This window comes from Pseudorhodobacter turbinis, from assembly GCF_005234135.1.
Classification (GTDB): Bacteria; Pseudomonadota; Alphaproteobacteria; order Rhodobacterales; family Rhodobacteraceae; genus Pseudorhodobacter; species Pseudorhodobacter turbinis.
Genome location: NZ_CP039964.1, coordinates 471213 through 496325 on the forward strand (window position 1 = coordinate 471213; position 25113 = coordinate 496325).

Annotated in this window: 22 protein-coding genes and 3 pseudogenes; 9 read left to right on the top strand and 16 right to left on the bottom strand. The window is 56.1% G+C overall.

Annotated elements, in window-relative coordinates:
- Nucleotides 1–1266: 1266 nt before the first annotated feature.
- Nucleotides 1267–2283: a purine-nucleoside phosphorylase gene (locus EOK75_RS02150; protein ID WP_137192370.1), complete on the bottom strand. Its 1017-nt coding sequence runs from the start codon at nt 2281–2283 to the stop codon at nt 1267–1269.
- A gap of 661 nt (nt 2284–2944) precedes the next feature.
- Here EOK75_RS02150 and EOK75_RS02155 point away from each other — a divergent pair.
- Nucleotides 2945–3559: pseudogene (locus EOK75_RS02155) on the top strand (IS5 family transposase); the annotation flags it as partial.
- Between the two features lie 69 nt (nt 3560–3628).
- On the opposite strand, the gene EOK75_RS02160 reads toward EOK75_RS02155, so the two are convergent.
- From EOK75_RS02160 to EOK75_RS02180, 5 genes are all read right to left on the bottom strand, one after another.
- Complete coding sequence (locus EOK75_RS02160; protein WP_137192371.1) at nt 3629–3961, bottom strand: AzlD domain-containing protein; 333 nt, start codon at nt 3959–3961, stop codon at nt 3629–3631.
- 49 nt (nt 3962–4010) lie between these two features.
- The gene (locus EOK75_RS02165) at nt 4011–4427 is read right to left on the bottom strand and encodes a phage integrase N-terminal SAM-like domain-containing protein (RefSeq protein ID WP_240793996.1); all 417 of its coding nucleotides are present in this window, start codon (nt 4425–4427) and stop codon (nt 4011–4013) included.
- Nucleotides 4428–5051: 624 nt separating this feature from the next.
- Nucleotides 5052–6170, bottom strand: a complete 1119-nt coding sequence (locus EOK75_RS02170; RefSeq protein WP_240794062.1) for a C4-dicarboxylate TRAP transporter substrate-binding protein — start codon at nt 6168–6170, stop codon at nt 5052–5054.
- 41 nt (nt 6171–6211) lie between these two features.
- The gene (locus EOK75_RS02175; protein ID WP_137192373.1) at nt 6212–7522 is read right to left on the bottom strand and encodes a TRAP transporter large permease; all 1311 of its coding nucleotides are present in this window, start codon (nt 7520–7522) and stop codon (nt 6212–6214) included.
- Nucleotides 7519–8031, bottom strand: a complete 513-nt coding sequence (locus EOK75_RS02180) for a TRAP transporter small permease (protein ID WP_137192374.1) — start codon at nt 8029–8031, stop codon at nt 7519–7521. Before EOK75_RS02180 ends, EOK75_RS02175 begins: the two co-directional genes overlap by 4 nt.
- Before the next feature lie 145 nt (nt 8032–8176).
- Between EOK75_RS02180 and EOK75_RS02185 the strand changes: the two genes are divergently transcribed.
- The 3 genes and pseudogenes from EOK75_RS02185 to EOK75_RS21200 all read left to right on the top strand — a co-directional run.
- Nucleotides 8177–9061, top strand: a complete 885-nt coding sequence (locus EOK75_RS02185) for a LysR family transcriptional regulator (protein ID WP_168199117.1) — start codon at nt 8177–8179, stop codon at nt 9059–9061.
- Nucleotides 9062–9173: 112 nt separating this feature from the next.
- Nucleotides 9174–9914 carry an alpha/beta hydrolase gene (locus EOK75_RS02190; RefSeq protein WP_137192375.1) on the top strand — a complete coding sequence of 247 codons (741 nt, stop codon included), beginning with the start codon at nt 9174–9176 and terminating at the stop codon, nt 9912–9914.
- Nucleotides 9915–10030: 116 nt separating this feature from the next.
- Nucleotides 10031–10627, top strand: a pseudogene (locus EOK75_RS21200) (transposase); the annotation flags it as partial.
- 357 nt (nt 10628–10984) lie between these two features.
- Here EOK75_RS21200 and EOK75_RS02205 read toward each other — a convergent pair.
- From EOK75_RS02205 to EOK75_RS02220, 4 genes are all read right to left on the bottom strand, one after another.
- Entirely contained in the window at nt 10985–12337 is a 1353-nt protein-coding gene (locus tag EOK75_RS02205) for a hypothetical protein (RefSeq protein ID WP_137192378.1), read from the bottom strand.
- Nucleotides 12338–12576: 239 nt separating this feature from the next.
- On the bottom strand, nt 12577–13443 hold the full coding sequence (locus EOK75_RS02210) for a hypothetical protein (protein WP_137192379.1): 867 nt from the start codon (nt 13441–13443) through the stop codon (nt 12577–12579).
- Nucleotides 13444–13672: 229 nt separating this feature from the next.
- Nucleotides 13673–15094, bottom strand: coding sequence for a UdgX family uracil-DNA binding protein (locus EOK75_RS02215; RefSeq protein WP_137192380.1), 1422 nt, complete (start codon nt 15092–15094; stop codon nt 13673–13675).
- The gene (locus EOK75_RS02220; RefSeq protein WP_137192381.1) at nt 15094–16329 is read right to left on the bottom strand and encodes a putative DNA modification/repair radical SAM protein; all 1236 of its coding nucleotides are present in this window, start codon (nt 16327–16329) and stop codon (nt 15094–15096) included. Before EOK75_RS02220 ends, EOK75_RS02215 begins: the two co-directional genes overlap by 1 nt.
- Before the next feature lie 137 nt (nt 16330–16466).
- On the opposite strand from EOK75_RS02220, the gene EOK75_RS02225 reads away from it, so the two are divergent.
- A complete protein-coding gene (locus EOK75_RS02225) occupies nt 16467–16883 on the top strand; it encodes a CopG family transcriptional regulator (protein WP_137192382.1) in 417 nt (138 codons plus the stop codon).
- Between the two features lie 130 nt (nt 16884–17013).
- On the opposite strand, the gene EOK75_RS02230 is transcribed toward EOK75_RS02225, so the two are convergent.
- The 5 genes from EOK75_RS02230 to EOK75_RS02245 all read right to left on the bottom strand — a co-directional run bounded on the left by EOK75_RS02230 (nt 17014) and on the right by EOK75_RS02245 (nt 19912).
- Nucleotides 17014–17817, bottom strand: a complete 804-nt coding sequence (locus EOK75_RS02230) for a Y-family DNA polymerase (protein WP_137192383.1) — start codon at nt 17815–17817, stop codon at nt 17014–17016.
- A complete protein-coding gene (locus tag EOK75_RS21205; RefSeq protein ID WP_240793997.1) occupies nt 17817–18002 on the bottom strand; it encodes a Y-family DNA polymerase in 186 nt (61 codons plus the stop codon). The genes EOK75_RS02230 and EOK75_RS21205 overlap by 1 nt, the downstream gene beginning before the upstream one ends.
- Nucleotides 18003–18037: 35 nt before the next feature.
- Complete coding sequence (locus EOK75_RS20675; protein WP_168199092.1) at nt 18038–18643, bottom strand: ImuA family protein; 606 nt, start codon at nt 18641–18643, stop codon at nt 18038–18040.
- Entirely contained in the window at nt 18633–19313 is a 681-nt protein-coding gene (locus EOK75_RS02240) for an SOS response-associated peptidase (RefSeq protein WP_137192385.1), read from the bottom strand. Before EOK75_RS02240 ends, EOK75_RS20675 begins: the two co-directional genes overlap by 11 nt.
- Nucleotides 19314–19495: 182 nt before the next feature.
- A complete protein-coding gene (locus EOK75_RS02245) occupies nt 19496–19912 on the bottom strand; it encodes an MgtC/SapB family protein (RefSeq protein ID WP_240793998.1) in 417 nt (138 codons plus the stop codon).
- 361 nt (nt 19913–20273) lie between these two features.
- Here EOK75_RS02245 and EOK75_RS02250 point away from each other — a divergent pair, with 361 nt between their 5' ends.
- Nucleotides 20274–21866 carry an FAD/NAD(P)-binding protein gene (locus tag EOK75_RS02250; protein ID WP_137192387.1) on the top strand — a complete coding sequence of 531 codons (1593 nt, stop codon included), beginning with the start codon at nt 20274–20276 and terminating at the stop codon, nt 21864–21866.
- Nucleotides 21867–21906: 40 nt separating this feature from the next.
- On the top strand, nt 21907–23976 hold the full coding sequence (locus EOK75_RS02255; RefSeq protein ID WP_205965470.1) for a catalase: 2070 nt from the start codon (nt 21907–21909) through the stop codon (nt 23974–23976).
- 128 nt (nt 23977–24104) lie between these two features.
- Here EOK75_RS02255 and EOK75_RS20680 read toward each other — a convergent pair whose 3' ends face one another.
- Nucleotides 24105–24374: a hypothetical protein gene (locus EOK75_RS20680; protein WP_168199120.1), complete on the bottom strand. Its 270-nt coding sequence runs from the start codon at nt 24372–24374 to the stop codon at nt 24105–24107.
- Nucleotides 24375–24451: 77 nt separating this feature from the next.
- Here EOK75_RS20680 and EOK75_RS02265 point away from each other — a divergent pair, with 77 nt between their 5' ends.
- Nucleotides 24452–24706, top strand: a complete 255-nt coding sequence (locus EOK75_RS02265; RefSeq protein WP_137192390.1) for a hypothetical protein — start codon at nt 24452–24454, stop codon at nt 24704–24706.
- Between the two features lie 97 nt (nt 24707–24803).
- Nucleotides 24804–25022, top strand: a pseudogene (locus EOK75_RS02270) (hypothetical protein); the annotation flags it as partial.
- Nucleotides 25023–25113 lie beyond the last annotated feature (91 nt).

Sequence of the window (25113 nt, forward strand, 5' to 3'; positions counted from 1 at the left end):
CCTCGGAATGTCGGGCTGCGGCGTTGGCGGAAGCGGTGTGTTCGGCACTTCAACTGGTGGAGGTTTAGGGGAGTTAGGCATTGGGCGCTCCTTTTTCGGTGGGTTCCACAAACTCAACGCTGGGTGGCAGTTTTAGGTTCCGACAGCCGCGTCGCGCCACCTTTCATGCGCGTATAATAGCTTATTCACGTGCGAATCCTGAAGGCGTCCAGACGGGAGCGTGGTCATTAAGGAGCCATTTTTGCGACATGCGGTTGGTTTTGAATGCACTTGGCGCGGGTTCCGACCCGCTTTGCGTAGGGCGCAAGGCATCTCTTGAAACAGAAAGAGCAGTTCAACGCACGCAAAATCCAAAGCTCGACGAGGTGCGGCCAGTGCGGCATTGTTTACCAAGCGCGGCGAGACGTAGAAGTCAGATTTGAAGGGCGCACAGGCAAACCTTGCGTTGCTGGGGGAGGCGGGCGCATCCCATCATCGCGTTCCATTATTTCGTCTAAGGGGTCAAAACTGACCGCCTATGCAGATGATCTTACGAGAGGCTTTTTAGAGGGCGAAACCCTTTCCGGCGGGCTAGTTCATATCTCTACCGAGACGCCGAGCCTGGCCCGGCGCAAGCGTGGGCGCGGGTTTTCCTATAATCACTTAACTGTTAAAGTTCTAAAATCGGCAATCCTAAGGGACCCGCCTTGCCTCAAAGGTAGACAAGGCGCGGATTGGCCCACTTGCCATTTCATCCGCGTGGACGGATGAATGAATTCACACAAGCGCATAGAGCCGTTTGCAAGCGATGTGCATTGATGACGTATCCGTAAACACCACCTTTATCCCCCCGCCATTAGCCGAAGCTCCTACATTCACTTCCGCATAATCGCGGTGGCCGCAGCGGCGCAAGAAGCGCAGGTCAAGCTTTTGACCGGTTTGTTCCTAGGGGGATACGCGGCTGCGGGTGGGTGAGCGCGAAGTCTTGGGGTTTATGGCGTCGTGCAAAGCCGCGCGTGTGTTCAATTTGGACTGATCGCATTTGCCGTGGCTGCCCGCACAAACAAGCCCCCAGAACCGTTGATTGGTTCTGGGGGCCGATGCGGAATAATCGGGGAGGGTGGATCAATGATGATGTTCTGGCAAAGCTTCGACCTGATCGCGGGTCATGTCAGTTGGGCCTACGTGCTGCCCGGCACGAACCATTTTGCACTGACGAGACCTAAAGAAGACAAGGATCTCCCTCGGCCGAGGCCGAGGTTTACGACAAAACGCCGTTCAATGACCCTATTTTACTTGCGGTGCGGCTTTCCATTCGCCCCAGTTTGAAAGAATGACTTCGGCATAGGCCTTGGCAACACGATAGGCGTTTTCCGTAGCCAAGGGGAAACCGCCCGATTTGGCTTTTAGCGACTCGACCGCGCTCTGGTCGTGTCCCTGACGGTCGAAGTTTGAGGCGGTGCGCAGGAGGGCCACACGATCAAAATCCAAAAGACCGGCCTCTGACGCACGTTTCAGTGCGGTCAGAGACGCATTGTCTTCCATCTGAGTGGTGCAATAGTTGGCCTTGCCATCGGTCAGCAACGCCACCCATTCTTCTTTGGACTCGGCAATCTTGCTGCCGTGCCAGTAGGTATCGCTGGATAGGGTATCACAAATACTGACAAATGGCTTGCCCTGTGCCGCCGCCTGATCATAGTGTGCGCGATACGCCACCGCTGTTTCGCCATCCACTAGCGGCACATCCTTGGTGACGTCGTAGGCAAAATCCACAAGATCGGGATTTAGTGCAAAAACTTCGGTTCCCGCACCCCATTTCGGTTTTTCCCCGGGAATCTCAGCACCTAGGCCAATGGTATCCGCCGACCAATCCTCAGGCACCTCACTTGAGTCAATACGGTGGTTCAAATCTGCGTCTACTACGTATTTAGCCCAATGCGCTGAACCAAGGGTGCCGTCTTTTGGATCGACACCCCCGATACCGGCGATCACGACATAGGACTGGCTCAGGTCAAATTTCGGACTGAGAGCGACTGCGGCAACCGAACTGGCCGCATTGGAAAACCCCATTGCCGTCGTCATCAGACACAGCCCGGCGTCGCTGCACTCCACCGTTGGGTATTCCGGGTTCAGGCCCGGAACTTCGGTCTTGATCGAAAAGGCCTCATTTTCAAGCCACGGCTTAGCCTCTTGGCCGAACATGGTGATGATCAGCACCTTGGGTGCAACCTTTGCAGAGTCCTGCGCAAGGATAGGCGTGGCGAGTGTGGCGCAAAGTGTACAAGTTGCGATGGAAAGACGCATGTTTTAGGCCCTCTGGATGTTTATGATAATTACTGTGCCCCAACCATGCAGAACGGGTCGGTTCTTTGAGACGCACCTTAGTCAATACATACGTCATGCGACGCCCTAGTCAACTGATCACAAAGGCGATAAAATCTACATGTTCCAAATGTCGAGCAGTCGCCTTGGCTGGTGACAATAGCTCGCCATTGAAATCAATTACCATTCTGCTCAATTCGCACACCCGTTTCTTTCGACGTGCTCTGCAACATCGGCTGCCCGTCTGGAAGCTCAAATGTTTGCGACAGAACCGAGTGTAGACGGCCGAATCCGCACCGGCAGAACGAAAGCCTCTGCGCCCCAGCAGATGTTTATTACATCGTTTGGGTTCGCGAACAGGAGGATGTAGGACATCCACGCCGACAACAAAGGCGCCTAAGACAGGTCCATGGCTTTGTTCTGGTTGCTATGTTCTACGCCCAACGGTCCAGCGACCACTTGCGGAAGCGCCGAGGCAAGCCGTGCAACCCATCGCGGTATTGCCAAGTTGTTCGGTCGTTATGAACAGGTTAAACTGATCCTATAAGCACCCCAAACAATATGCCGCGCCTAAAGGGGCGTTGTTGCCCAAGTCCGTCGACGGAGGATTCACTTTGCGAATCCATGCTGTTAGACGCGGTGCATGAGCAAGCCATCTCCCGCCCGCTACCGCACGACGAACTGGTCCAGCTACAACGTGTCGCTGCGCAAGCGGGGGGCGCTGCTGATCTGGGTCGACAAGGACATGGTCTGGCGCGCACCGCGTGACGGTCGCCCCGGACGGCCTGTGGTATTTTCCGATGCTGCCATACAATTCTGCCTGTCGATCAAAGTGTTGTTCAAGCAGCCGCTCAGGCAGACCGCCGGGATGGTGGCGAGCCTGCTGCGGCTGGCGGGCCTGGACTGGCCCGTGCCGGACTTTTCCACCCTATGCCGCAGGCAGAAGACCCTGGCCGTTCAGATCCCTTATCGCCGCGCGGATGGCCCGCTGAACCTGCTCGTGGACAGTACCGGGATCAAGTTCCTCGGCGACGGCGAATGGCAGGCGCGCAAACACGGGGTGCAGGGCCGCCGCCAGTGGCGCAAGGTGCATCTCGCCATGGGTCCTGACACATCTGACATCCGCGCCGTGGAATTCACCCCCAGCCGTGATGGCGACAGCCCCGTGCTGCCCGACCGGCTCGGACAGATCCCGGCAGGCGAGCAGATTGGCACGGTCACTGCCGAATGCGCCTATGACACGCGCCGCTGCCACACCACCGGTTGATCTGTTGCTTCAGACTGGAGCCGCGTCGCAAGGCGCACCTCTTCGCGTTTGCGATAGTCTTTATCCCAGCAGATACAGCATCAGATAAAGTGTTATCCCGCCTGACAGGATCGCAGCCAGCACATTACGGGTCACAATGCCTGCGATAAGCGTCGCTGCCGCCGCCAACATACGCGGCGCATCAAACGCACCGCCCATTGCCGGAGGCCAGGCCACCATCGGAGCCACGAGCGCAGGCAGCACCGCAACAGCCGTATAGCGCAAGTGCCGCAGCACCCACGGCGCCATTGCGCGATCCCCCACAATCCCTAAAAAAACAAAGCGCAGGGCAAAGCTGCCCACGGCAAGGCAGACCAGCACGATCCATATATCCAGTGTGGCGACATCCCTCATGCCAGCGACGCCTTGCGTGACATCAACAATTCGACCTGTGCGCCGACAATCATACCCAGCCATAGGCCAGCGACAACATCACCCGTGCCTTCAGGCTGGGGGCCATGGCCAAGATGCGCTTGATCTCTTTCTTGCTGAGAACCAGCGGTATCTTTACCGGCTCTTTTAGGTGAAAAATCTCAGCCACGAGATCATGACGCCGAAGCGTCACGCGAAGCAAGAATTTAACGCCCGTCATGGTCTGGTTGCGCGTGCAGATGCTGGTGCCGCTCTCGACCAGATGCTGCTGGAAATACTTCACATCATCCGGCGTCGCCGTCTCTGGCGAGCGCCCAAGCCAAGCCGCAAATCGCTTGCAGGCACGCAGGTGACTTGTCTGGGATGCGGGCCCGAGATTGCGCCCTGACATATCCGCGATCATACGGGCGCGAAGGGGCGGTGTTGGAGTGGAGTGCTGAATGCTCATGGGAAAACCCTCTGTCAATCGAGGCAAAATCACCTCAACCAACAGCACACACCCAACATCTCAAATCGCGAAACAAATCCCAACTCAGCGCAACACCAGAAACAAGCGCCCATATCGCGGAGCGATTTAGTGCTTGGGCCGATCGCGACGATCAGCTGGGAAGCGGCCTCTCGCTGCGCAAGGCCCAAGGCCTTCTGCGGGGGGTAGCCGTCGTTCGTTACCGGCTCGCAAGCCGGTAACTGCTTTGCCCAGTGCAGTCTAGCAACCTGTATGTTTGAAATCGGACCTGCAACTGACTACCCCTAGGGCCACATCACGGCCCGTCATATCAGCAGACCCATGTCCTGATCGGCCCGGGGTCCGGAGCCCATTTTGAGCCATGGCTTAGCTCAGTGGTTTGATGTGCATGTATCGACCCAGCGGAATCTGCTCAGGTTAAGCCGCTAATGCATATGCCTCAGCGGGCGTTGATGCGAGGATCGTTTCTCACACTGTTTGCCGACATGGGTGGCCAACCTTGGCATTTTACTGAGGTTTTTGAATTTTCGAAGGACACAAAAACGAATGAGGCAGCTTTCCAGCCGCCTCATTCTATCTGCATTCTGTCGGACGGCAGCGTGCTAATTAGTCGACGCCATATGTCTTTTCATCAAGGAGGTCGTAAATTTCGGCACGTGCCAGTTGGGCAAGTGCATCGGGGTCATGACGATCAACATTTGCGAGCAGCGCATCCCACTTGTCGATGGTTGCTTTGAACGATGTGAGGATGGTTTCAGGGTCTTTCACGCCGCGCTCTTTTGCTGTTTTGATCAGGACGGCTTCATCTGCCACGACAAATTCGGCTAAGGCGTTCTTCAGTGTTGCATCTGCTTCAGTAACGGTCATTCCGGCGTTTTGTGCGGATGTCACAGCCTTTTCGACATCTTTGTCGAATTCAATGCGATGTTGCCCTAGATAATAGGCCATCTGGTTAAACAGTACGCGACGGTTTTCGGCCGAGATTGATTGCCAGAATGGTACGTTGTAGCCCCATTCAAACCCCGCGTAATAATTCCCGATCGCCAAGGTGTTCAGGTCTGTAACGACGTCTTTCAGGCTAAAGCTGTCGAGCGCATCGGCTGCGGCAACGGCGCAATCGAGCGATCCGGCATCAAGGCCGGTATACATTTCGCTAGACGGGATTGAGACTGGAACAGCACCGACAAACTCTGCGAAACGTGACCAAGCACCCCCCGCCATGCGCAGACGTTTGCCCTTCATGTCCTCAAGAGTTCGGATCGGCGTATTGCACTGCATAAAGTATTCGGACGTTGAGTAGCCGCCGCCAAACACTACGCCATTTGCTTTCCATTCGGCTTGCTGCTCGGGGTTGGTCAGGCCGAACTCGGTCGAGGCGAACGCCATGACCAACGGATCGGTGTTATAAAACGCCATGTTGCCGACGAGATTGGCAATCGGCAGTTCTGACGGGGTATAGGTTCCCGCATGATAGGTGACTTGGGCCACGCCGTCCCGCACACCCTGAAGCGAGGATGCCGGTGGCAGCAATGAGCCTGCGGAGAAAACTGTAAATTTGACCTCCCCGCCGGTTTCTTTCGCGACCTTTTCGGCAAATTCGACGTAAGGCCCGCGGACCATTGAGTGACGCTCGGCAAAAAAATGGTTTGCGTTGTAGCTTTCTGCGGTAGCCGTGGTTGTCATTGCGACAAGCGCGATGGCGGTGGATTTCAGTATGGCTGTCATGTTCACAGGTGTCCTCCCTTTGGAACGTGTCGGTTTTTGGATTAGTTTGCCATGAAGGATGGCAAGAACAGGCTGAGCGCGGGAAATGCAATCAGCAAAATTAGGGTCAAAAGATCCATGGCAATGAACCAAGTGGTTCCCGAAATAATATCGCCGAGCTTTACTTTTCCAGACAATGCGCTGTGCAAGACGTATAGATTCAGGCCGACGGGTGGCGTCACCAGACCGATTTCCAGCAGTTTGATCGTGATGATGCCAAACCAGATCAGGTTAATATCCGCAGCCTCCAGCACGGGTAAAAGAATCGGCAATGTCAGCAGCATCAGACCAATTGAGTCGATGACCATGCCCAGGATCACGAATAGCGCGGCGACCATCAGGATGATGATGATCTTGTTGTCAGAAACTGCCAACATTGCATCGGTCAGTGACCGTGGCACCCCGGACAGCCCCATGAAGCGGGTGAACATGATTGCCCCGATCGACAGAAAAAAGATTGAGGAAGTGGCAACCACGGTTTGGCGAATGGCCGCTCGCATCGCGTCCCATGTCAGGGCGCGGCGCAGGATAGAGATGAGGATTGCTAGAAATGCTCCGACACCGCCTGCCTCGGTCGGCGTGAAAAATCCGCCGAAGATGCCGCCGAGAACCCCCATGATCAAGACAGGGAAAGGCCACACAGACCACAATAGCCGCAGGAACTTGTCCATCTCGAACACTTCAACGCTGCGCGGTGCTAGGCTTGGGTTCCGGATACAGCGCACCGTGATCATCGCCATGTAGATCAGGGCGGAGATTACGCCGGGAATAACCCCTGCGATAAACAACTGGCCAATCGATTGCTCGGTAAAAATCCCGTATAGCACCATAAGGATCGACGGAGGAATAAGGGACCCTAACGTGCCCGAAGCCGCGACAACGCCAGTGGCCAGTGACGGGTGATACTTGGCCCGTAGCATTTCCGGTACAGCGATGCGCGCCATGGCCGCAGTGGTGGCGATACTGGACCCCGAGGCCGCCGCGAACAATCCGCAAGCGCCGACACTGGCCGAGGCCAACCCGCCCGGCACTCTGGAGAGCAGCAACCGCAGCAGATCAAACGCGCCGGTGGTCAGCCCGGTATTTGCTGCGACAAAACCCATCAGCAAAAACATCGGGATGGCAGTCAGGGACCAGTCCCCGATAAAGCTGAAGGGCAGGGCGCTGACGATTCCAAAAGCGGCTGTCGTGTTCAGCATGACCGAGATGCCGACAAAGGAAACCAGCATCAGCGCGATGCCAATCGACATTCGAAATGCCAGCAATGCAAAAAGCGCGCCAACACCGATCCAGCCTATCATCAACATGCTCATACTGCGGACCCTGTATCTTGTAGTTTTGTCACTGCGCGGCCGCGCAACAGCATGATTGCACGCAACATGGCGGCGACTGCGGCCAGCCCAAAGCCAATTGGCAGCATACAGCGTGCCGGCCAAACGATAATTTCGCGGCTGCCCATCACGACTTCGCCAACGTTAAAGGCGCGTACAGCGTCCAGTCCGGTGCGCCATGTCATTATGGACAGCATGATTGCCGTGGCTAAAAACGTCACCAACAGGCTCGCGCGTTTGAGCCAGTCGGGGAAATGGTTGAAAAGCAGGTCGACGCTGATCTGTTCATCGTCATATTCGACCATCGCCATGGGCAGCATGACAATGGCAACCATGTAATAGTATGATGAAATCTCGACCGTGCCCTGAATTGGCGCGTTCCAGAATACTTTGAACACAACATCCAATGTGATGTTTGCCATCATCAGGAAAATGCCCAGCCCCCCCACAAGCATCAGCCCGTGAGTCAGCTTGCGAAAAATGTGATCCATGTTTCCTCCATGCCCAAGTGGACGTCTTTCAGTCCCTCAGCCCTAAGATCCAACATTCCCCAGCAGCACAACCTATTCAAATAGCAATGCTTGATCGGGTGATCGCATTTGGTTATCGTGCGGGGCGACCCAAAAGGAGATCAATTTGAAGCCGACAAGCATAGGCTTACGCCACCTGCGCTATACCATCGCGGTTGCCGATGCCGGAGGCTTTAGGGCCGCAGCAGACGTTTTGAACATCGCGCAGCCCGCCGTTAGCAAAACTGTTCAAGATACGGAAAAGGACCTCGGCTTCGCTATCTTCAACCGCACGGCGAATGTCTTTGAGATTACCGAGGCCGGTCATGTGTTTCTTGAAGACGCACGCCTGACGCTATCGTCTTTTGAGCGGACAATCCGGGCTTCAAGGCAGAACGGTTTAGGCACGCGTGGTCATATTATCGTTGGGTATTCCGCCCTTGCGACATCATCACAAATTTCCGCGGGGCTGGATAGCTTTCATAAAATGCACCCCGGATGTCAGGTTGAAATGCATGTTATGTCAACCGATGCAATGATGCGCAGCTTGAAAGCAGGCGCGATTGATATTGGTTTTTTACTGTCGCATGAAACCGTCAAAGACCTTGAAATTGACCAGGATCCCATCTGGACAACGCAAATCGGCGTCGTTGTTCCGCGCAACGTTGAGCACATAACGCTGGACACGCTTCGTAACAGCGATTTTGTCATGGGAGTTCGGGAAAACTGGCGCTCTTTCAGGGCTTTGCTCGACGCGGCCTTTGTGACGGGCAATCTCAATCCGCGGATTACAGGTGAAGCGTGGGATGTTCAGGTGATCTTCCAGCGGGTCGCTGATGGGCGTGGCCTAACGTTTTACCCGATAAGCGCAGCGGATAGCCTGCCTGCCTCGCTCAGAGTTTTGTCCGTTCCCGATTGGACACCGCAGCTTACGATCGCAATGGCGTGGAGCAAGGTTGTCGATACGAAACTGCTTCAGACCTTTCGGGAAAGCTTTCTGAAAAACAGATGATCGGCGGGGTGATCTAATCCTGCGATCACCCGATCACACAAGTCTATTTGAGCAGTTGGCCTTATTCAGCATCTTATGTGGATGCAAAAATCAGAGGCTAGTGTGAGAGCGAATGGACTACGATTCAGACCCAACACCTTTTTTCCTGCCGGGGACCTCTGTCGGGGTGCTGCTTTTGCACGGGTTCACGAGTACCCCGCAAAGCATCGCCTATGTCGGCCATAAAATCCACGAAGCCACCGGTGCCACGGTAAGCGCGCCTCTGCTGGCAGGTCACGGCGAAACGCCATCTGCCTTGGCGCAGACCGGTTACAAGGATTGGCTTGCGTCGGCCGAAAAAGCCCTTAGGTCCTTGAACCAAAGCTGTGACACAACTGTTGTCGCCGGTTTGTCTTTGGGTGGCACCATCGCGTTGAATCTGTCGGTTCGATTTCCGGAACTGGTCGACATGGTTGTATCCATCAACGGCTCGACCGGCATCTACAACCCGGAGCAGGTCAATGCTCTGTTCGCTGATATCCCCGATGGACTTCAGTGCGGTATCGGATCGGACATTAAGCATCCGGACCGTCGCGAAATTTGCTATGATAAAATTCCCGCCGTTACTATGCGTGAACGTTTTGTGCTGACCTGTGCAACCGGATTAATGTTGCCAAAGCTAAAGCAACCTATCCTAATTCTTCAATCACGGCGTGATCACGTTGTCGCCCCTGAAAACGGGATGCGAATTGCAAGTGCCGTGGGCTCGACCGAACTGACTTTGCGGTGGCTTGAGGAATCATTTCATGTGGCAACTCTAGATTATGACCGGGATATCATTGTGGAAATGATTATCCGCTTCATCACACGTTGACGGTGTGGAATGCCCCCACTGAAGTTCTCTAATCGCATTGGTCAAGTTCTTTGATTTGAATAGCCCCTAGATTTGTAGACGCCTTGCTTGGTAATTTTGGAAGCAAGGAGGACGATATTTCCGGAGCTAAATTCACAGATGAGTTCAAGCGCGATGCGGTGGCCCAAGTCGAGGATCGGGGCTATCCGGTGCGCGAGGTGGCCGAGCGATTGGGTGTCAGCACCAAGTCGATCTACACGTGGCAAAAGCTGTTTTCGCGGCCCGCGAAGGTGGTCAAAGAGGTCGATGCGCAAGCGGATGAGATCCGCCGCTTGAAGCGGGACCTGCTGCGCGTGACGGAGGAGCGGGATATCTTAAAAAAGGCGACCGCATACTTCGCCAGGGAATCCCCCCTCTCACGGATGTAAACATCCGCTGCCGGGCAGCGGGTGAGGTATGCGTTCATTGCCGAGAACCGGCTGATCTTTGCTGTGCGGGCCATGTGCCGGATGCTCTTGGTTCATCCAAGTGGTTTCTGCGCATGGCTGCGCGAGCCATTCTGTCAGCGTGCGCTGGAGGATCAGCGCCAAACTGTGCTGCTGAAGCAGGCTTGGGATGACAGTGGCGAGGTCTACGGATACCGCAAACTGCATGACGATCTATGTGATCTTGGCGAAGACATCAGCCCCAACCAGGCGTGGCGTTTAGCGCGTCTGGCGGGGATAGCCTTCCAGTCCCAAAAAGTCAGAGTCTGTCACGAGATCTATCCAGTTCTTGATGTCGGTCATGGGAGATACTTGGTGGCTACCAATCCGCTTTCGACGCAACGTAGCGGTTTCAAGGCATTGATGATTTGATGCCGTTTCACGATCTCTCAATGGTCTGTACGCGGAGTATCGTGCTGGAGGACTTTTTTTTCAGGGGGGCGCTATTGCCCCAGCCCTTTGCATTTCGTGGTGTAGGCCCAGCTTAACGCTGGGCCTTTGCTTTTTTCTTGTAGTGGATGATACCATATTCTTTTCAAGTCCACTTGAAGGAGATCTCGTTGATAGACCTTAAAAGCGCAGAAACGTTTCGGATTGTTCTCTACTTTATCGTTCCTGGGTTAGGCCCTCGATCACAACATCGGTATAATCGTCCTTCTCCTTTTTAGAGAAAGCGTTCCATTTGTAGCGCGATATGGCGGTTGCAAGAGTGCGAGCTTCGTGCCCTTCATTGACAAGCATATACCTTTGATCGTTGGACTGATTTTTATCAAAGTTGACGACGATTACATCTGCGCGCTCCTGTTTTATCCACGTTGCAAATGCAGAGTCAAAAGATAGCGCGAGCCCGGAATCAGCGTCCAGAACAAAGACAAACCGTTCGTCTCCCTTGCCAAGGAAGCGCCGCAGCAGGAATGCGTGGGCGAGCTGCATCACGTCTTGGCGTATCATTGCGCCGCGATGGGGCAGTTGCAGATCTAAATCCACATCCGGGGCTTCCATCGGGTGGATCGCCACGCGTCGAGTGATCTTGTCGACATACTCTTTGAACTCCGTCTGGGACCAGACACGCGCTTGACTTCGGAAGGCGCGCGGCTTGGAGAAATCTCCAGCAGCAGTCATATTTTCTCCAATGTCTGGGAGTTCAATGGACGGGTCTAAGCCGAGGTGAGCGGCCATTATGTAGCCGGTGTTGGCGTGGGCAGTGCAAAGATGTTGAACTGCAATTTGCGCGCGGGTTCTTTTGTTCGGCCAGTTGAGATGAAGAGTTTGGGAGTCGGTTGCAAAACGACGGCCCACCGTATTCCAATCAACCTTATCGAAAGTGCCTTCACGGCGAGCAGTGATGTCCACAACACGGTCATAGATGAAGTCTATTTTGCGATATACATCTCTTGGGCAAAGGCCGGTGAAATCGCAAATCTTTGAGATAGGCACACCATTGGTAATCATCCATAGCACCTCGCGGTTTGCATTGCTGCGATGCTGGCGCGTGATGCGCGAGCCTACTGTAAATGAGGTCAGGCACGCCTTGCACTTCCATCTCTGTGTGCCTTTGGCTGTGCGTCCCGGTTTTCGATAAAGTTCTGGGTGCAGAGATAGTTGCTTTTGATGACTATCACAGGCGATGCTTGGGCAAAAATCACGAGGGGCCTCTGGCTGAAACCGAATGCGAAGTCGGCGATATTCTTCAACGATCGCGCCATTGTTCTTGACTATAGATTGTTGGCCGCATGCGCCGCACTTGTAGGTCTTTTCGTCACCTGTGCCCCCAACGGTTCCGCGAGGTTCATTCGATTTGACTTTTCCCGACGGTCTCCCTCTCTTATCGTAGGGGTCAGGCGGAGATGTAAAAAGCTCGCACTGTGGGTTTCTACAGAAGTTGACATCGATTCCAAAACTTGGAAGCGGCAATCTTCTCTTGGGCTCTGGCGAAGAAAAATTCGTGAGTTTATTCAATCTGAAATCCCCTGAAAAAACCACATCTGGTGGCTATCGGGGAAAAGATTGGCCAAAATCTGGCCAACCTAAGTTTTTTTCTGCACCACGAAGTGCAAAGGGCTGGGCTATTGCCCCCCCCTGAAAATGTCACGAAGGGTGTCAAAGACAGAATTTACATCAGCAGCAAGATGATCAGCAGAACTGACAAGGGTGCGCCGAGTAGCCAAGCGATGATGACAGGCATTGCGTTTCCTCCTTTAAGGGTTCCGGTGGCCGTAGTGACGAAAGCCTAGGTTGGCGTTCCGATGCGATCCGCCTGTGACAGCCGCAAAGTAGGCTGCCGCACCACTGACAAGCATCGTCGCTGCCAACACGAAAGCTGCGATCATACCGGCAAGGCGTGTCTGGTCGATGGCCTCGATTGTCTGGGCGCGGGCGACAAGCCCCTCATCTATCGCCGTATTGACGCGCGCCTCTGCCGCTGCGGCGTCGAGTTGCGTTTCGGCGGCCACGACATTGGTCATATACTGCCGATCGCCCTCCGCAAATTTCCCTGCGGTGATGCCGTTCAGCAGAATGGCCGCAACCTCTGCCTTGGCGGCATCAGAGCCTTGCGACGCCTCACCGCGCAGCAGGGTGGAACTTGTATAATCGGTGGCGGCAGCAAGTTGGCCATCTGCGGCCTCCAGCGTTGCGCCGGCTGTGTTGCCAATGGCCGACAACGTGCCCGTCACGCCGCTAATCGCGAGGAAACCGCCCATAACGGCCCCAACGGCCCAGACCACAACGCCATGCGCGCCGTCCCGTGCCTCCACTTCATCTTCATTGGTATATGGCAAACGACGGCGCAGCCGCCCTGTCAAATACCCACCTGCCGCAAAACTGCTAACGGCCGTCCAGATCAACCAGATCCCGGAGGCGATAGTAATCCAGCGCAAAGAGACGCCCTCACCGGGCATCGGGCTTGCCATCGATAGCCCGAATGCCGCGCCGAAGGACAGCAGGACGATCGTCAAGGCGGTGGCAAGAAACGCACCCGCAAAAATCGCGGACCAGTCGACATAGCGCAGATCGCTATCAACAGTTGAAACCGCTTCCCCTGGGGGCCTGTTGGCATATTCCATAGGTATCATCCTTTCCAATGGTTGGCTTACGCAAGCCCGACAAATGACAAGACAGCCATGACGACGACGACGAGACCGACGAGATAAATAACACTGTGCATTGCGATACCCTTTCCTGTTGACCTGATGGGCTGCTATTGCCCTCAGCACAGTCACTCAACGTGGTGCGCGCGATCTGGTTCCCTAAATCGTGAGGTCTGATCACAAAGCCGTGGCACCTTGTGACGGGTTAGGCCGAGAGTTCGGCCGCCAGATGCAGATCGGCCTTGAAGGCCGCCATGGCATCAATCTGCGCCGCCCCTGGTGGAAGCCGAAGCAGATAAGCGGGGTGAAAGCTGATCAAGACAGGCCCGCCATCGCGGGCGGTTTCAATCGTGCCGCGCCGGGGCAGCAGAGGGGTGGCGCGCCCGGTCAGCGCCTCGGCAGCGACAGCGCCAAGCGCAAGGGTCATTTTGGGTTTTACCCGCGCCCGTTCTGCATCCAGCCACCAGCGGCAATGCTCGATTTCCCCACGCGTCGCACGCTGATGAATCCGCCGCTTGCCGCGCGCCGCAAATTTAAAATGTTTCACTGCATTGGTCACATAGGCCTGTGTTCGGTCCAGCCCGACATCAGCTGCTGTGCGGTCCAAAACCTGGCCTGCTGGGCCGACAAAGGGTTTGCCAGCCAGATCTTCCAGATCGCCGGGTTGTTCGCCCACAATCATCAGCCGCGCCCCCAGCGGCCCCTCGCCCAGCACAGCCTGCGTCGCATTGCAGTGAAGCGGGCAGCGGGTGCAGGCCGAAATGGCTGCGGGCAGGGCATCGGCCGGACCTTCCCAAGCCGAGCGATTGGCCGCAAGTTGCGCTTGGACCTGCGCAAGGCGGGCAGGGGGCAAGGTGGGCGCGGCTTCGGCCATTTCGCGGGCGCGGGCCGGGGCGTTTGCGATCAGATCACGAATGGAAGCGGCCTCCGGCAGGTTCTTCCAGTATTTCTTAGGCATCTCGGATTGCATCGCGCCGATTTTCAGGCGGGCAGGGTTGAAGATGTTGCGGAAATAGGTGACCCAAAGCTGCTCGCTGGCGTCTTCGGGCAGGTCCGGTTTGGGCTGGCCGTCTTGGAACGACAGAACGCCGCCTTCAAACACGGCCGAAATATCCGGCGTCAGGATGCGCCAATCCATATCGCCAAAGCGGCGAACAAAGAAATCGGCAGTCGGTTCAACCGTGTGATGTGTGGGTTCAAACCACGCCGCAAAAGAGCGGCGGTTGGCCCCGGCCAAGCCGATATCGCGAAACCGCACAAAGGCTTTCATCTTATGCTGGCAGCGGTGGACGTTCTTTTCCATCTGCCGCAGCCGGGCCAGATCGGCATCACCGCGATCTGTCATCAGGTGGGGCACATCGCGTAGCCTCCACAGAAAAGAATATAGACGGGCAAACCGTTCGGGATCGCTGTGCCAGACCACGCTTTGCGCCAGTTGGACGAAACTGCGCCGCACGATCACAGCCCCGCCTTTTCGCGGCGCGGTCTCGGTGGCAAACAGATCAGGGGCAGCGGCGGGGCCACCCCATAGAATGCCACTGGGCGGGATACCTGCTGCCAGAAACTGCCGTGCCACATCGCGCCAGGCCACATCGGCCCCGATGGCAGGGATCGTGACGCGCTGCATCAGAAGAGCGAAAGCTGTTCAGGCGGCGGCGCAAACCGCGCGCGCAGATCGGCACTATCGGTCAGCGCGCCGGGCGTCCATCCGATGGCAGTAATAAAGGCCCGCGCCTTGCCCATACTGGCCCCCATTCGCAAAAGATCATCATAGCGCAGCAGACGGTGGCGGCGGCTTGTCAAAATCCGGTTCACGGTTTTCACGCCAAAACCCGGCACACGCAGCAACATCTCGCGGCTGGCGCGGTTGACATCCAGCGGAAACACCCCGCGATGCACCAAGGCCCATGCCAGCTTGGGGTCAACATCCAGATCAAGATTGCCGTCTTTGGTAACCGACGTGATCTCATCCAACTGGAAATCATAAAACCGAAGTAGCCAATCGGCCTGATACAACCGATGTTCGCGCTGCAAAGGCGGTTTGATCAGCGGCAGTTTGGCAGTGCTATCGGGGATCGGCGAAAAGGCCGAGTAATACACCCGTTTCAGCTTGTAGCTGGAATAGAGCCGCGTGGACTGGCCCAAAACAGTCGCATCATTCGACCCATCGGCCCCGATGATCATTTGTGTCGATTGCCCGCCCGGTGCAAAGCGCGGCGGGCGCTTGCCCGTAAACGACATTTCCTTACCCGCGTCTTTGCGTAACCGCACATCGGCCATCACCTTGCGGATCTGGTCTGGCTTTTTTTCCGGCGCATAAAGTTTCACGGCGGCATCGGTTGGCAGTTCAACATTGATCGACAGGCGATCTGCCAACAGCCCTGCCTCGGCAATCAACTCGGGCGCGGCATCGGGAATGGTTTTCAGATGGATGTAGCCGCGAAAATTCTCCTCCTGCCGCAGTTTGCGGGCGATCTGCACCATATCCGACATGGTGACATCGGGAGAACGGATGACGCCCGAGGATAAAAACAGCCCCTCGATATAGTTACGACGATAGAATTCGATGGTCAGTTTCACGACCTCATCCACCGAAAAACGGGCGCGATCGACGTTAGAAGAGGCGCGGTTGATGCAATAGGCGCAATCATAGATACAAAAATTCGTCATCAGGATTTTCAGCAGGCTGATGCATCGCCCGTCAGGCGCGTAGGAATGGCAAATGCCGCTGCCTTGGTTGGAGCCCAAACCCTTCCCATCGCGTGAATCGCGTTTTGTGGAACCGGATGAGGCGCAAGAGGCATCATATTTTGCGGCATCGCTGAGGATCGCCAGTTTTTGTTCAAGGGTTTGTTTTGTCATATGTTCATTATATGTTCTCATTCAGCATTTGTCATCAAGGCAAAATCAGGCAAGCCAAGTTTCGCACAGCGGCGGAAGGAGGGGTTGACTGTCAGCTATATACACCCATATACCATCCATATGGATGGAGAATCGGCATGAGCAACGTAAAGCAGATACGCGACAAACAGCCCGAGAATGAAAAAATCACGATCAACCTCGGCTTCGTCGATCTGGGCCGCATTGATCTTCTGGTACAGGAAGGGTTTTACTCAAACCGGAGCGATCTTATCCGCACCGCCATTCGGAACCAGATCGAAAGCCATGTCGAAACGGTGCGCACCACCCTAGAACGCCACACGATGGAGCTGGGCCTGCGCGACTATTCCAAAGCCGATCTGGAGGCACTGCGGGATGCGGGCGAATTGCTTCATGTCAAAGTTGTCGGACTTGCCCGCATAGCTGCGGATGTGTCGCCCGAACTGGCGATGAAAACAATTGGATCGATCACCGTACTTGGCGCGTTACAGGCAAGTGCCGAAGTCAAAGCCGCATTGGCAGACCGCATCAAATAGCCAGATTTAAGGATAAAAGAATGAAACGATTGAACGCAGGCTCCGCGCGTCCGGCGAAAGCTGGCGCATCTTTGGGCGCGTAAGCTGAGGCGCAGCGACAGGTAATCCTCGATCACCTCTTGGCCCAAGGTCATAGCAGCCGCAACACGCGGTCAAAGCCGCTGCGGTTGCCGAGCGATGAGAGCAGATCGGCCAGTGCATCTTCAGTCCGGACACCGGTGCCACCGATTTGTTCCGGTGCGAGGGGTTCCACCACAGGGGCGGTCAGCCGCATGGCGTCAATGCCAAAACCTGCGTCGATGTCATCCACGCCTTTGGCAAATAGGGCAGCAATGCGGGCGGGGTCGCGCATCGGGCGCGCAAGACCAATTTCGACCAGCACCACGCCGCGATCTACGCGGCGGAGTTCCAGCCACACACGGCGCGCGCCCATGCGGGTGGCGGCGAGCTTGGCACACAGGCGGTCCAGCAAACGTTCCAACCCTGCCATCACGTCCGATTGCAGGCCGATCGGGTCGGGCAAGGTCATGCGCACACCAAAATGCGGCGAGTCAGGTTCGGCGGCGACAGGTTCGGCATGTTGGCCCAAAGTCTGATCCAGCCGCATCACCAGCCCTTGACCAAACCGGCGGGAAAGGGGCGCGCGGGGCAGGGGCAGAAGGTCCCGAATGCGGGTCAGCCCAACACGTGCCAACCCTGCAGCCGTGTCATGGTCAATGCGCAGCGCGGTGATCGGCAGGCCGCCAAGCCCTTGCTCCAACCGTCCGTCGTGGATGATGCCGTCGCCATGACGGGCGAGCGCATGGGCGGCACCACGCGTGCCGGCAATGGCGCTGGTGGCGGCCAAACCAGCGCGTTCCAGCCGCGCTTGCAGATCATCGCGCAAATAAACCTCACCGCCGAACAGATGCGGCACGCCGGAAATATCGGCCATCAACCCGTCGGGCCATCACTGGCCACCATCGGCGCATAGCGGCTGGCCCAGCGGCGCAAACCGGCGAGGGCCGCTGCTTCACGCGCAAGGTCGGCGGGCCGTGTCGCAAGATCGGGGCAAATCGCGCGAGCATCGGCCAGGGCCATGCCACGGTGCAGCCCGCGTGCATTGGCCGCTAGGTTCACGCAATGGAGATGATCGGAATTGGCTGACCGAAGGGTCAGTGCAAAAGGCCCTTCAACGGGCCGGTTCCGCAGGCTGGCGTCGCTCGCCAGCCTGCGGAAACCATATGGACAGCAGCCGACGCGCCATTCCAGTTCAATATCCAACTTCCTAAATTTCCCCGTTTGTTCTTTTTGAGAGTCCATCGATGCAGAGTCGAGTCGGCTTGTGGGTTGGCCTGCGGATCGCAACTCCAGCGGGTCTCGGTGGCGTTGCTGCCAGCATCGGTTTGGATCAGCATGAGGCCCGTCGTGCGCCCAGCTTCCGCTGCCAGTTGAAAGCGGCGACCGGCGGTCAGGGACAGCGGTTGAGAGGGTTCCGCGATGACCAAACCCACCGGGACCGCCCGCAAAGCCTCCTCAATGCACCATAAGAGATCGGTCTCACTGCCCGGACGCAACAGGTGCAATCGTTCGCCGATACCAAGCGGCAGCCCGCGCAGCATTGGCACCTCGACCGCATGAGCGGGCAGGATCCAGACCAAAGGACCGGAATGACGCGCCGCCTGCAGCAGCGCGAAAGCCCTCCGTCCACGCCCCTCTGCCTCATGCACCCGCCGTTGGCGTAGGGTGAAAGCATCATCCGAGGCAGGTTCAAACCGCATCTGTCCGTTCCCCTTCAGCCACGATCTGCAACATCCCGTCTGGCAAAGGGCGCTGAAGTTGCAGCGCATCCGCCATAGGAGCCGTCAACCATTGCCGCCACTCCGCAGGCTTCGTCAGGATAGCCGGCATCGCTTTGGGATGGACAGGGGCGACCTCGGCATTGGGCGCGCAGGTAAGAAAGCCGAACAGCTTTGCCGTTATCTCGCCTTCCTTCAATTTGCGCACTGAAGTCCATTCGGTGCGGATGCCAGCGAAAAACGCCAAGGGTCGGTCAGTTCCAAGGGCGAACCAAACCGGATGGTTCCGCGGGCTACCCGTCCGTTGGTCGATCTCGGAAAAGCTGGTGAAGGGCATTAGGCAACGGTGCCCGACGCCCAACCAACGCCGCCAATGCGGAGAGGCCACATTGCGGATATTGGTGACGCCGGGGTCAGTGCGCTTGCCCTCGAGGAACGTCTCCGGCGTTGGCATGCCCCAACGGGCCTTGGTGAGTTGCCTGCCGCCCTGCGGGCCATGCCGGATGATCGGTGCGGTATAATCGGGCCAGATCCCCGCCTGCGCTGGTAAGTTGCCGGTCACATCCTCAAACGCCTCATTCTCCTCGAGCATTTCATAAAACACATGCCGCATCGCGTCCTGGCTTTTGGTCTGGGAGTAGAGGTTACACATCGTCTGATCCGAGGATTGTTTTAGGAAGGGTAGAGCCGGAACTTTACAGGAACACATGTGGTCATGGAAGAAGTTTTAATAAGCGAAGTTTGACAAAGTCGGATGTGCGCGATGCCCTTACAGCCTGTAAACCCTGTGTGAACGCGCGCCAAGTGATGTTAACGTTGGACATGTAGCTTTAATCAGGCTTCCAGATCGTTTTGATCGTCGGGGTGATGTTTGGGCGAGGCAACGAGCAGCGGAACCACGGACAGGATCATCAGCACGATAAATGTCGATAGGACGGCAGTGGATTCCAATCCAAGACCTGCTACAATGCCAATGCCTGCGGTCGCCCAGATGCCCGCTGCGGTTGTCAGGCCCTGCACCTTTTGTTGCGCTGTGCGAACAATAATCGCACCAGCACCCAAAAAGCCGATCCCCTGAACGATCCCTTGCAAGACGCGGGACATGTCGGAAAGGGGCATCCCGGCTTGTAATGGTCCAATGACAAAAAGAGCAGCGCCGACAGCGACGAGCATATGCGTTCTGACACCTGCACTTCTTGCTTTGAATTCGCGCTCATACCCTAAAATCCCGCCGAGCGCCGCAGCCAGCACCAAGCGCAGTGTGATGCGCGTTATTGTGGACAGATCCGGGATATCAGAAAACTCACTTACAATTGTCGCCCAAATTTCTTGGCCCATGATTTGAACGCTGTCCTTTTATCCTTTGATCGTGGGCAACGCTTAGCCGCGCATTTACGTTCCGCCTTAGCATGAATTGTCAGGAGGGTTGAATCAGGTGCGGCGCGTGTTTCGCAATTTTATCACAACGATCATAATAATCACGGCAATGCGATCTCGCAATTCTTCAATTCGGCGTTCGGACAAGCCCGTAATTGACCTGCTGAAACGTGCGGAACCATATGTTGCATAGGCGCGTTTCAGGTGGACTGCCCCCTTACTAACGAGCCCCCACATGCAAATTGCGATCATAGGAAGCGGACCTACCGGTGCTTATGTGCTTTCGCACCTCATCCAGTCACCAGCACCACTTCGCATTGTGATGTTTGAGAAAGGAGAGAAGGCGGGTATTGGCATGCCATATTCCCCTGAGTGCGCATCCGTCGCCATGCTGGCCAATATCGCCAGCATCGAGATACCACCGATCTGCCAAACCTATCTTGACTGGTTGAAATCACGTTCGGACGCACAGCTTGCGCATTACTGGATGAAGCGCGATGAACTGCATGATCGGCTTTTCACGCCTCGCCTGCTGTTGGGTGAATATTTTCGTGACCAGTTGATACAAGTGACAGCGATGGCTTGGGCCAATGGTCACCAGGTGGATTTCCGCGAGGCGACGGAGGTGACCGATATTCAAACGGACGCTCAGGCGGTTGTGCTACAAACGGCATCGGGCGCGACCGAAGTTTTCGATAAGGTAGTTTTGGCGACGGGTCATGATTTTCAATCGCGCGGCACGTCAAAACGCGGATATTTTCCGAACCCTTGGTCAGGGCTGATTGAGGAGCCTATTGGTGAGTTGGACGTGGGGATACTCGGAACGTCGCTGAGTGCTATTGATACGGTGATGGCTGTCGCCCAACAGCACGGCCGGTTCCAGCGCTGTGCGAATGGGGATTTGACGTATTTGACCACAGCGCGCAGTTTGTCGATCACGATGATGTCGCGTAACGGCCTGCTGCCCGAGGCTGATTTCTATTGCCCTATTCCCTATGCGCCGTTGGAAGTTCTGACGGATGAAGTGGTTGCTGCCTTTACAAAGACTGCTCGCGGATTGGAGTCGCTTTACGACCTTTTTACGCAAGAGCTTTCTCGCGCCGACCCTGATTATGCCGAAAAACTGGATCTGGCTGCTTCATCGGCAGATGATTTTGCTGACCGTTACTTTGCCGAGCGTCTGGCCCATGATCCTTTTGATTGGGCCCGACGCAATCTTGCGGAGGTAGAGGAGAATAAGGCAAAAAATCTCACGGTCGCATGGCGTTATGCTATTTTGCGGATGCATGAAAAGCTGCAAGACATGCTTCCTGCCTTGTCCGAAGACGACCGCGCGAGGTTTGACGCAGGACTGCGCCGCGTCTTTATCGACAATTACGCCGCGGTGCCGTCTGAATCGATCCGGCGGCTCTTGGCATTGCATGATGCGGGCATTTTGAACGTGGCAGCTTTGGGCGACGAGTATGAGTTGACCATTGGCAACGGGCGCAGCGTTGTACGGGAGGGCAACCAAAGCCACTGCTTTGATGTATTCATCGACGCGCGCGGCCAAAAGCCCCTGACTTCCATTGATCTGCCGTTTTCCACCCTTCGTGCGGCGCTCCTGAAGGCGGGGCAGGATTATCCGCAAGTGGACGCTGCCTACCGCCTGATCGCAGTGCTGGGGTTTGAAGATCGTATCGCTTTTGGTGCTATTCCCTACTTGATGCATGACAAACCTTTTGTCCAAGGCATTACGGAGAGTCACGAAATCGGCTCTGCCATTGCCCGTGGACTGCTCTGCGACATTGATCCCGGATCGCGGCGGATACGACGCCTTTGGGCGTAGCTTTGCTTTTATGTCACCTCTCAACACAAGGATGCCAGCCATGACCAAGAAACCAAGTGATGATCGCAGCGAAATTCCTTTTGGGACTGGCGGCGAAACCCAGCAACGGGGCGGGCCGGTTTTGACGACCAATCACGGGGTCCCGATATCGGATAATCAGAACGCGCTAAAGGCGGGGGCGCGTGGACCAACCCTGCTGGAAGATTTCGTGCTGCGCGAAAAGATTTTTCACTTTGATCACGAGCGGATACCGGAGCGGATTGTCCACGCCCGTGGCAGCGGCGCACATGGGTTTTTTGAATGTACGACCCCGATCCCCGACCTGTCCCGCGCCTCACTCTTTGCCAAAAAAGGCGCTAAAGTGCCCGCGTTCGTGCGGTTTTCGACCGTTGCCGGATCGAAAGGCTCAAAGGACACGCCACGCGATGTGCGCGGTTTTGCCGTCAAGCTTTATACCGATGAAGGCAACTGGGATCTTGTCGGCAACAACATTCCGGTTTTCTTCATTCAGGATGCGATGAAGTTTCCCGACTTGGTTCACGCCGTCAAACCCGAGGCAGATCGCGGCTTTCCACAAGCAGCTTCGGCGCATGATACCTTTTGGGATTTCGTGTCGCTGATGCCTGAAAGTATGCATACGGTGATGTGGGCGATGTCGGACCGTGCCATCCCGCGCAGCTTTCGGATGATGGAAGGGTTTGGCGTTCACACCTTCCGGCTGGTCAATGCGGCAGGCGACTGGTGCTTTGTGAAATTCCACTGGAAACCGAAGCTGGGTGTGCAATCCACCACCTGGGATGAGGCGGTCAAGATTTCCGGGGCAGACCCGGATTATTTGCGGCGTGATTTGCATGACGCAATCGAAAACGGGGACTATCCGGAATGGGAGCTGGGTATTCAGGTGTTTGATCAGGCGACGGCTGACAGTTTCCCTTATGACATCCTCGACGCGACCAAACTGATTCCCGAGGAGGTGGTTCCTGTTAAAATAATCGGCAGGCTGGTGTTGGACCGGAACCCAAATAATTTCTTTGCCGAAACCGAACAGGCAGCGTTTTTGCCGACCAACATCGTTCCTGGCATCGACTTTTCCGATGATCCTCTGCTGCAAGGGCGGTTGTTTTCCTACATGGATACGCAAAAATCCCGCCTTGGCACCACCAACTTTCACCAGATCCCGATCAACGCACCACGCTGCCCGATGCATAATTTTCAGCGCGACGGCATGATGCAGACCATGGTCCCCAAAGGCCGCGCCAATTATGAGCCCAACAGCCTTGCAGAGGCGGGTGAGGACGGGGGTCCGCGCGCGTCGGATCAAGGTTTTATTACGCTTGCGTCGATTGCGGAACCTGCTGCCGAAAAGCAGCGCATCCGGGCCGATAGTTTTGCAGATCACTTCAGTCAAGCCCGTATGTTCTATGTCTCGCAAACCGAGGTGGAGCAGGGCCACATGGCAGATGCGCTGATTTTTGAGTTGTCCAAGGTAAAGCTGGAGCATGTCCGCGGCCGCGTGTTGGGCCAGTTGCGCAATGTGGACGAAGGGCTTGCGGCAAAGGTCGCGAATGGCCTCGCATTGGATCTGCCGCCTGCCGTTGCTCCCGCACGAGAGCCGCTTGATCTGGACGCGTCGGATGCGCTGTCGATTCTGAAAAAACCGCCGGTTGTCAAAGGCCGTACGCTTGGCCTGCTGGTAACCGACGGGGCGGATGAGGCGATCATCAAGGCTGTGACCGAGGCGGCGCGAAAAGCGGGCGCAACTGTCAAGATCATTGCGCCGAAAGTGGGCGGGGTCAAAACCAAAGCCGGCAAGATATTGGCTGCAGATGAAATGATCGGCGGCGCGCCCTCTGTCTTGTTTGATGCTGTGGCGCTGGTGATGTCAAAAACGGGCGCGGATGCGCTGACTGGGGACAAGGCCGCGCTTGATTTCGTCTCGGATGCTTTCGCGCATTGCAAGGCAATCGGCAATACACCAGAGGCAGCGGCTCTGTTCGCCAAGGCTGGCATTAAACCGGATGACTGGTTTTTCGGTCTGCCGCAGGGTGCGGATAGGCTGATCCAAAAGCTGCCTGAGCGCAATTGGGTTCGTGAGAAAAAGGGTATGTAAGCCGGTCGCAAACGGCAAACCTGTAAGGGCAAATGAAGTGGCCTAGCCGTGGAACCGGCTGGGCCATATTTAGTTTAACCCTTGTCACAGAACAGCATGAGGTTAGCGCAATGAAAACGAAACCCGCCCTAGATGACCCATCCCCCGAAGATCTGCGCCACCCGAAGCCAGGGGTGATTGACCAGCGCCAACAGCGCATTGATCCGGCGAACAAGCATACTTTTGATCCCAATGATCGGCCGACAGGTAACACAAAACAACCGGGTGAGCTGGGGGGCCATGAGGGTGATTAGATTGATCGAAGCAAAACAACCAACATCTTTTTGCGCGCCGGGACCGTGGACCTGATCAAACTGGCTACAGAGCCTTCCCTCTCTAATCATCACATCCGAGGTCAAATGTTAGATCCATTTAAGCGCGTCCGCACGATCTCAAGCCCAGCGTTGCGGCGGGCCACGCTGGGCTATGGGGGACAATGCTTGCCCCTTCCAAATCTGCAAAACGCAAAGCCAAACAAACGACCAAAGCGATTGGCAGAAGCAAAAAAGCGACCTTGCCCGCAGTTAAGCAGCTCGATTCAGCAACCCGCGTTAAAGTAAAAATCTCTGCGACGCCGCATGCAAAGATCCTGGGGCAACGTGGGAGTCTCAAAACCGGCACCCATGAAAGTGTGTTTGGCACGCGGTCCTACAAGCTTTATGTGCCAAGTTTGGCAAAAGTCAAAAATTAGGTTGTAAGCATAGTTCCACAGCCTAGGCTCCAGACCCATTAATCGGCTTGAGGCCGCGATGGTTGCATGATTCAAACGCCCAAATTTTGGGGGCGCTATGAGCAATCTTTACTGGCTGAACGAGGACCAAATGGCGCGGCTGCGGCCGTTTTTTCCGAAGCGCCATGGCAAGCCGCGCGTGGATGATCCGTTGCCCGGCAACGGTTTGTCTTGAAACCGTGAGAGGGGGCGCGTTCTGAGTGGAATTATATTCATCAATCGCAATGGTTTGCGGTGGTGTGATGCCCCAAAGGAATATGGCCCGGCCAAGACCCTTTTGTGGTTGCCGCCCATATTGCAAGAAGTTTTTGACCCTGTTGGGGTGTGATCGAGTGCGAACTTTTGTCAGGCCTCAAGATGCGGCATTT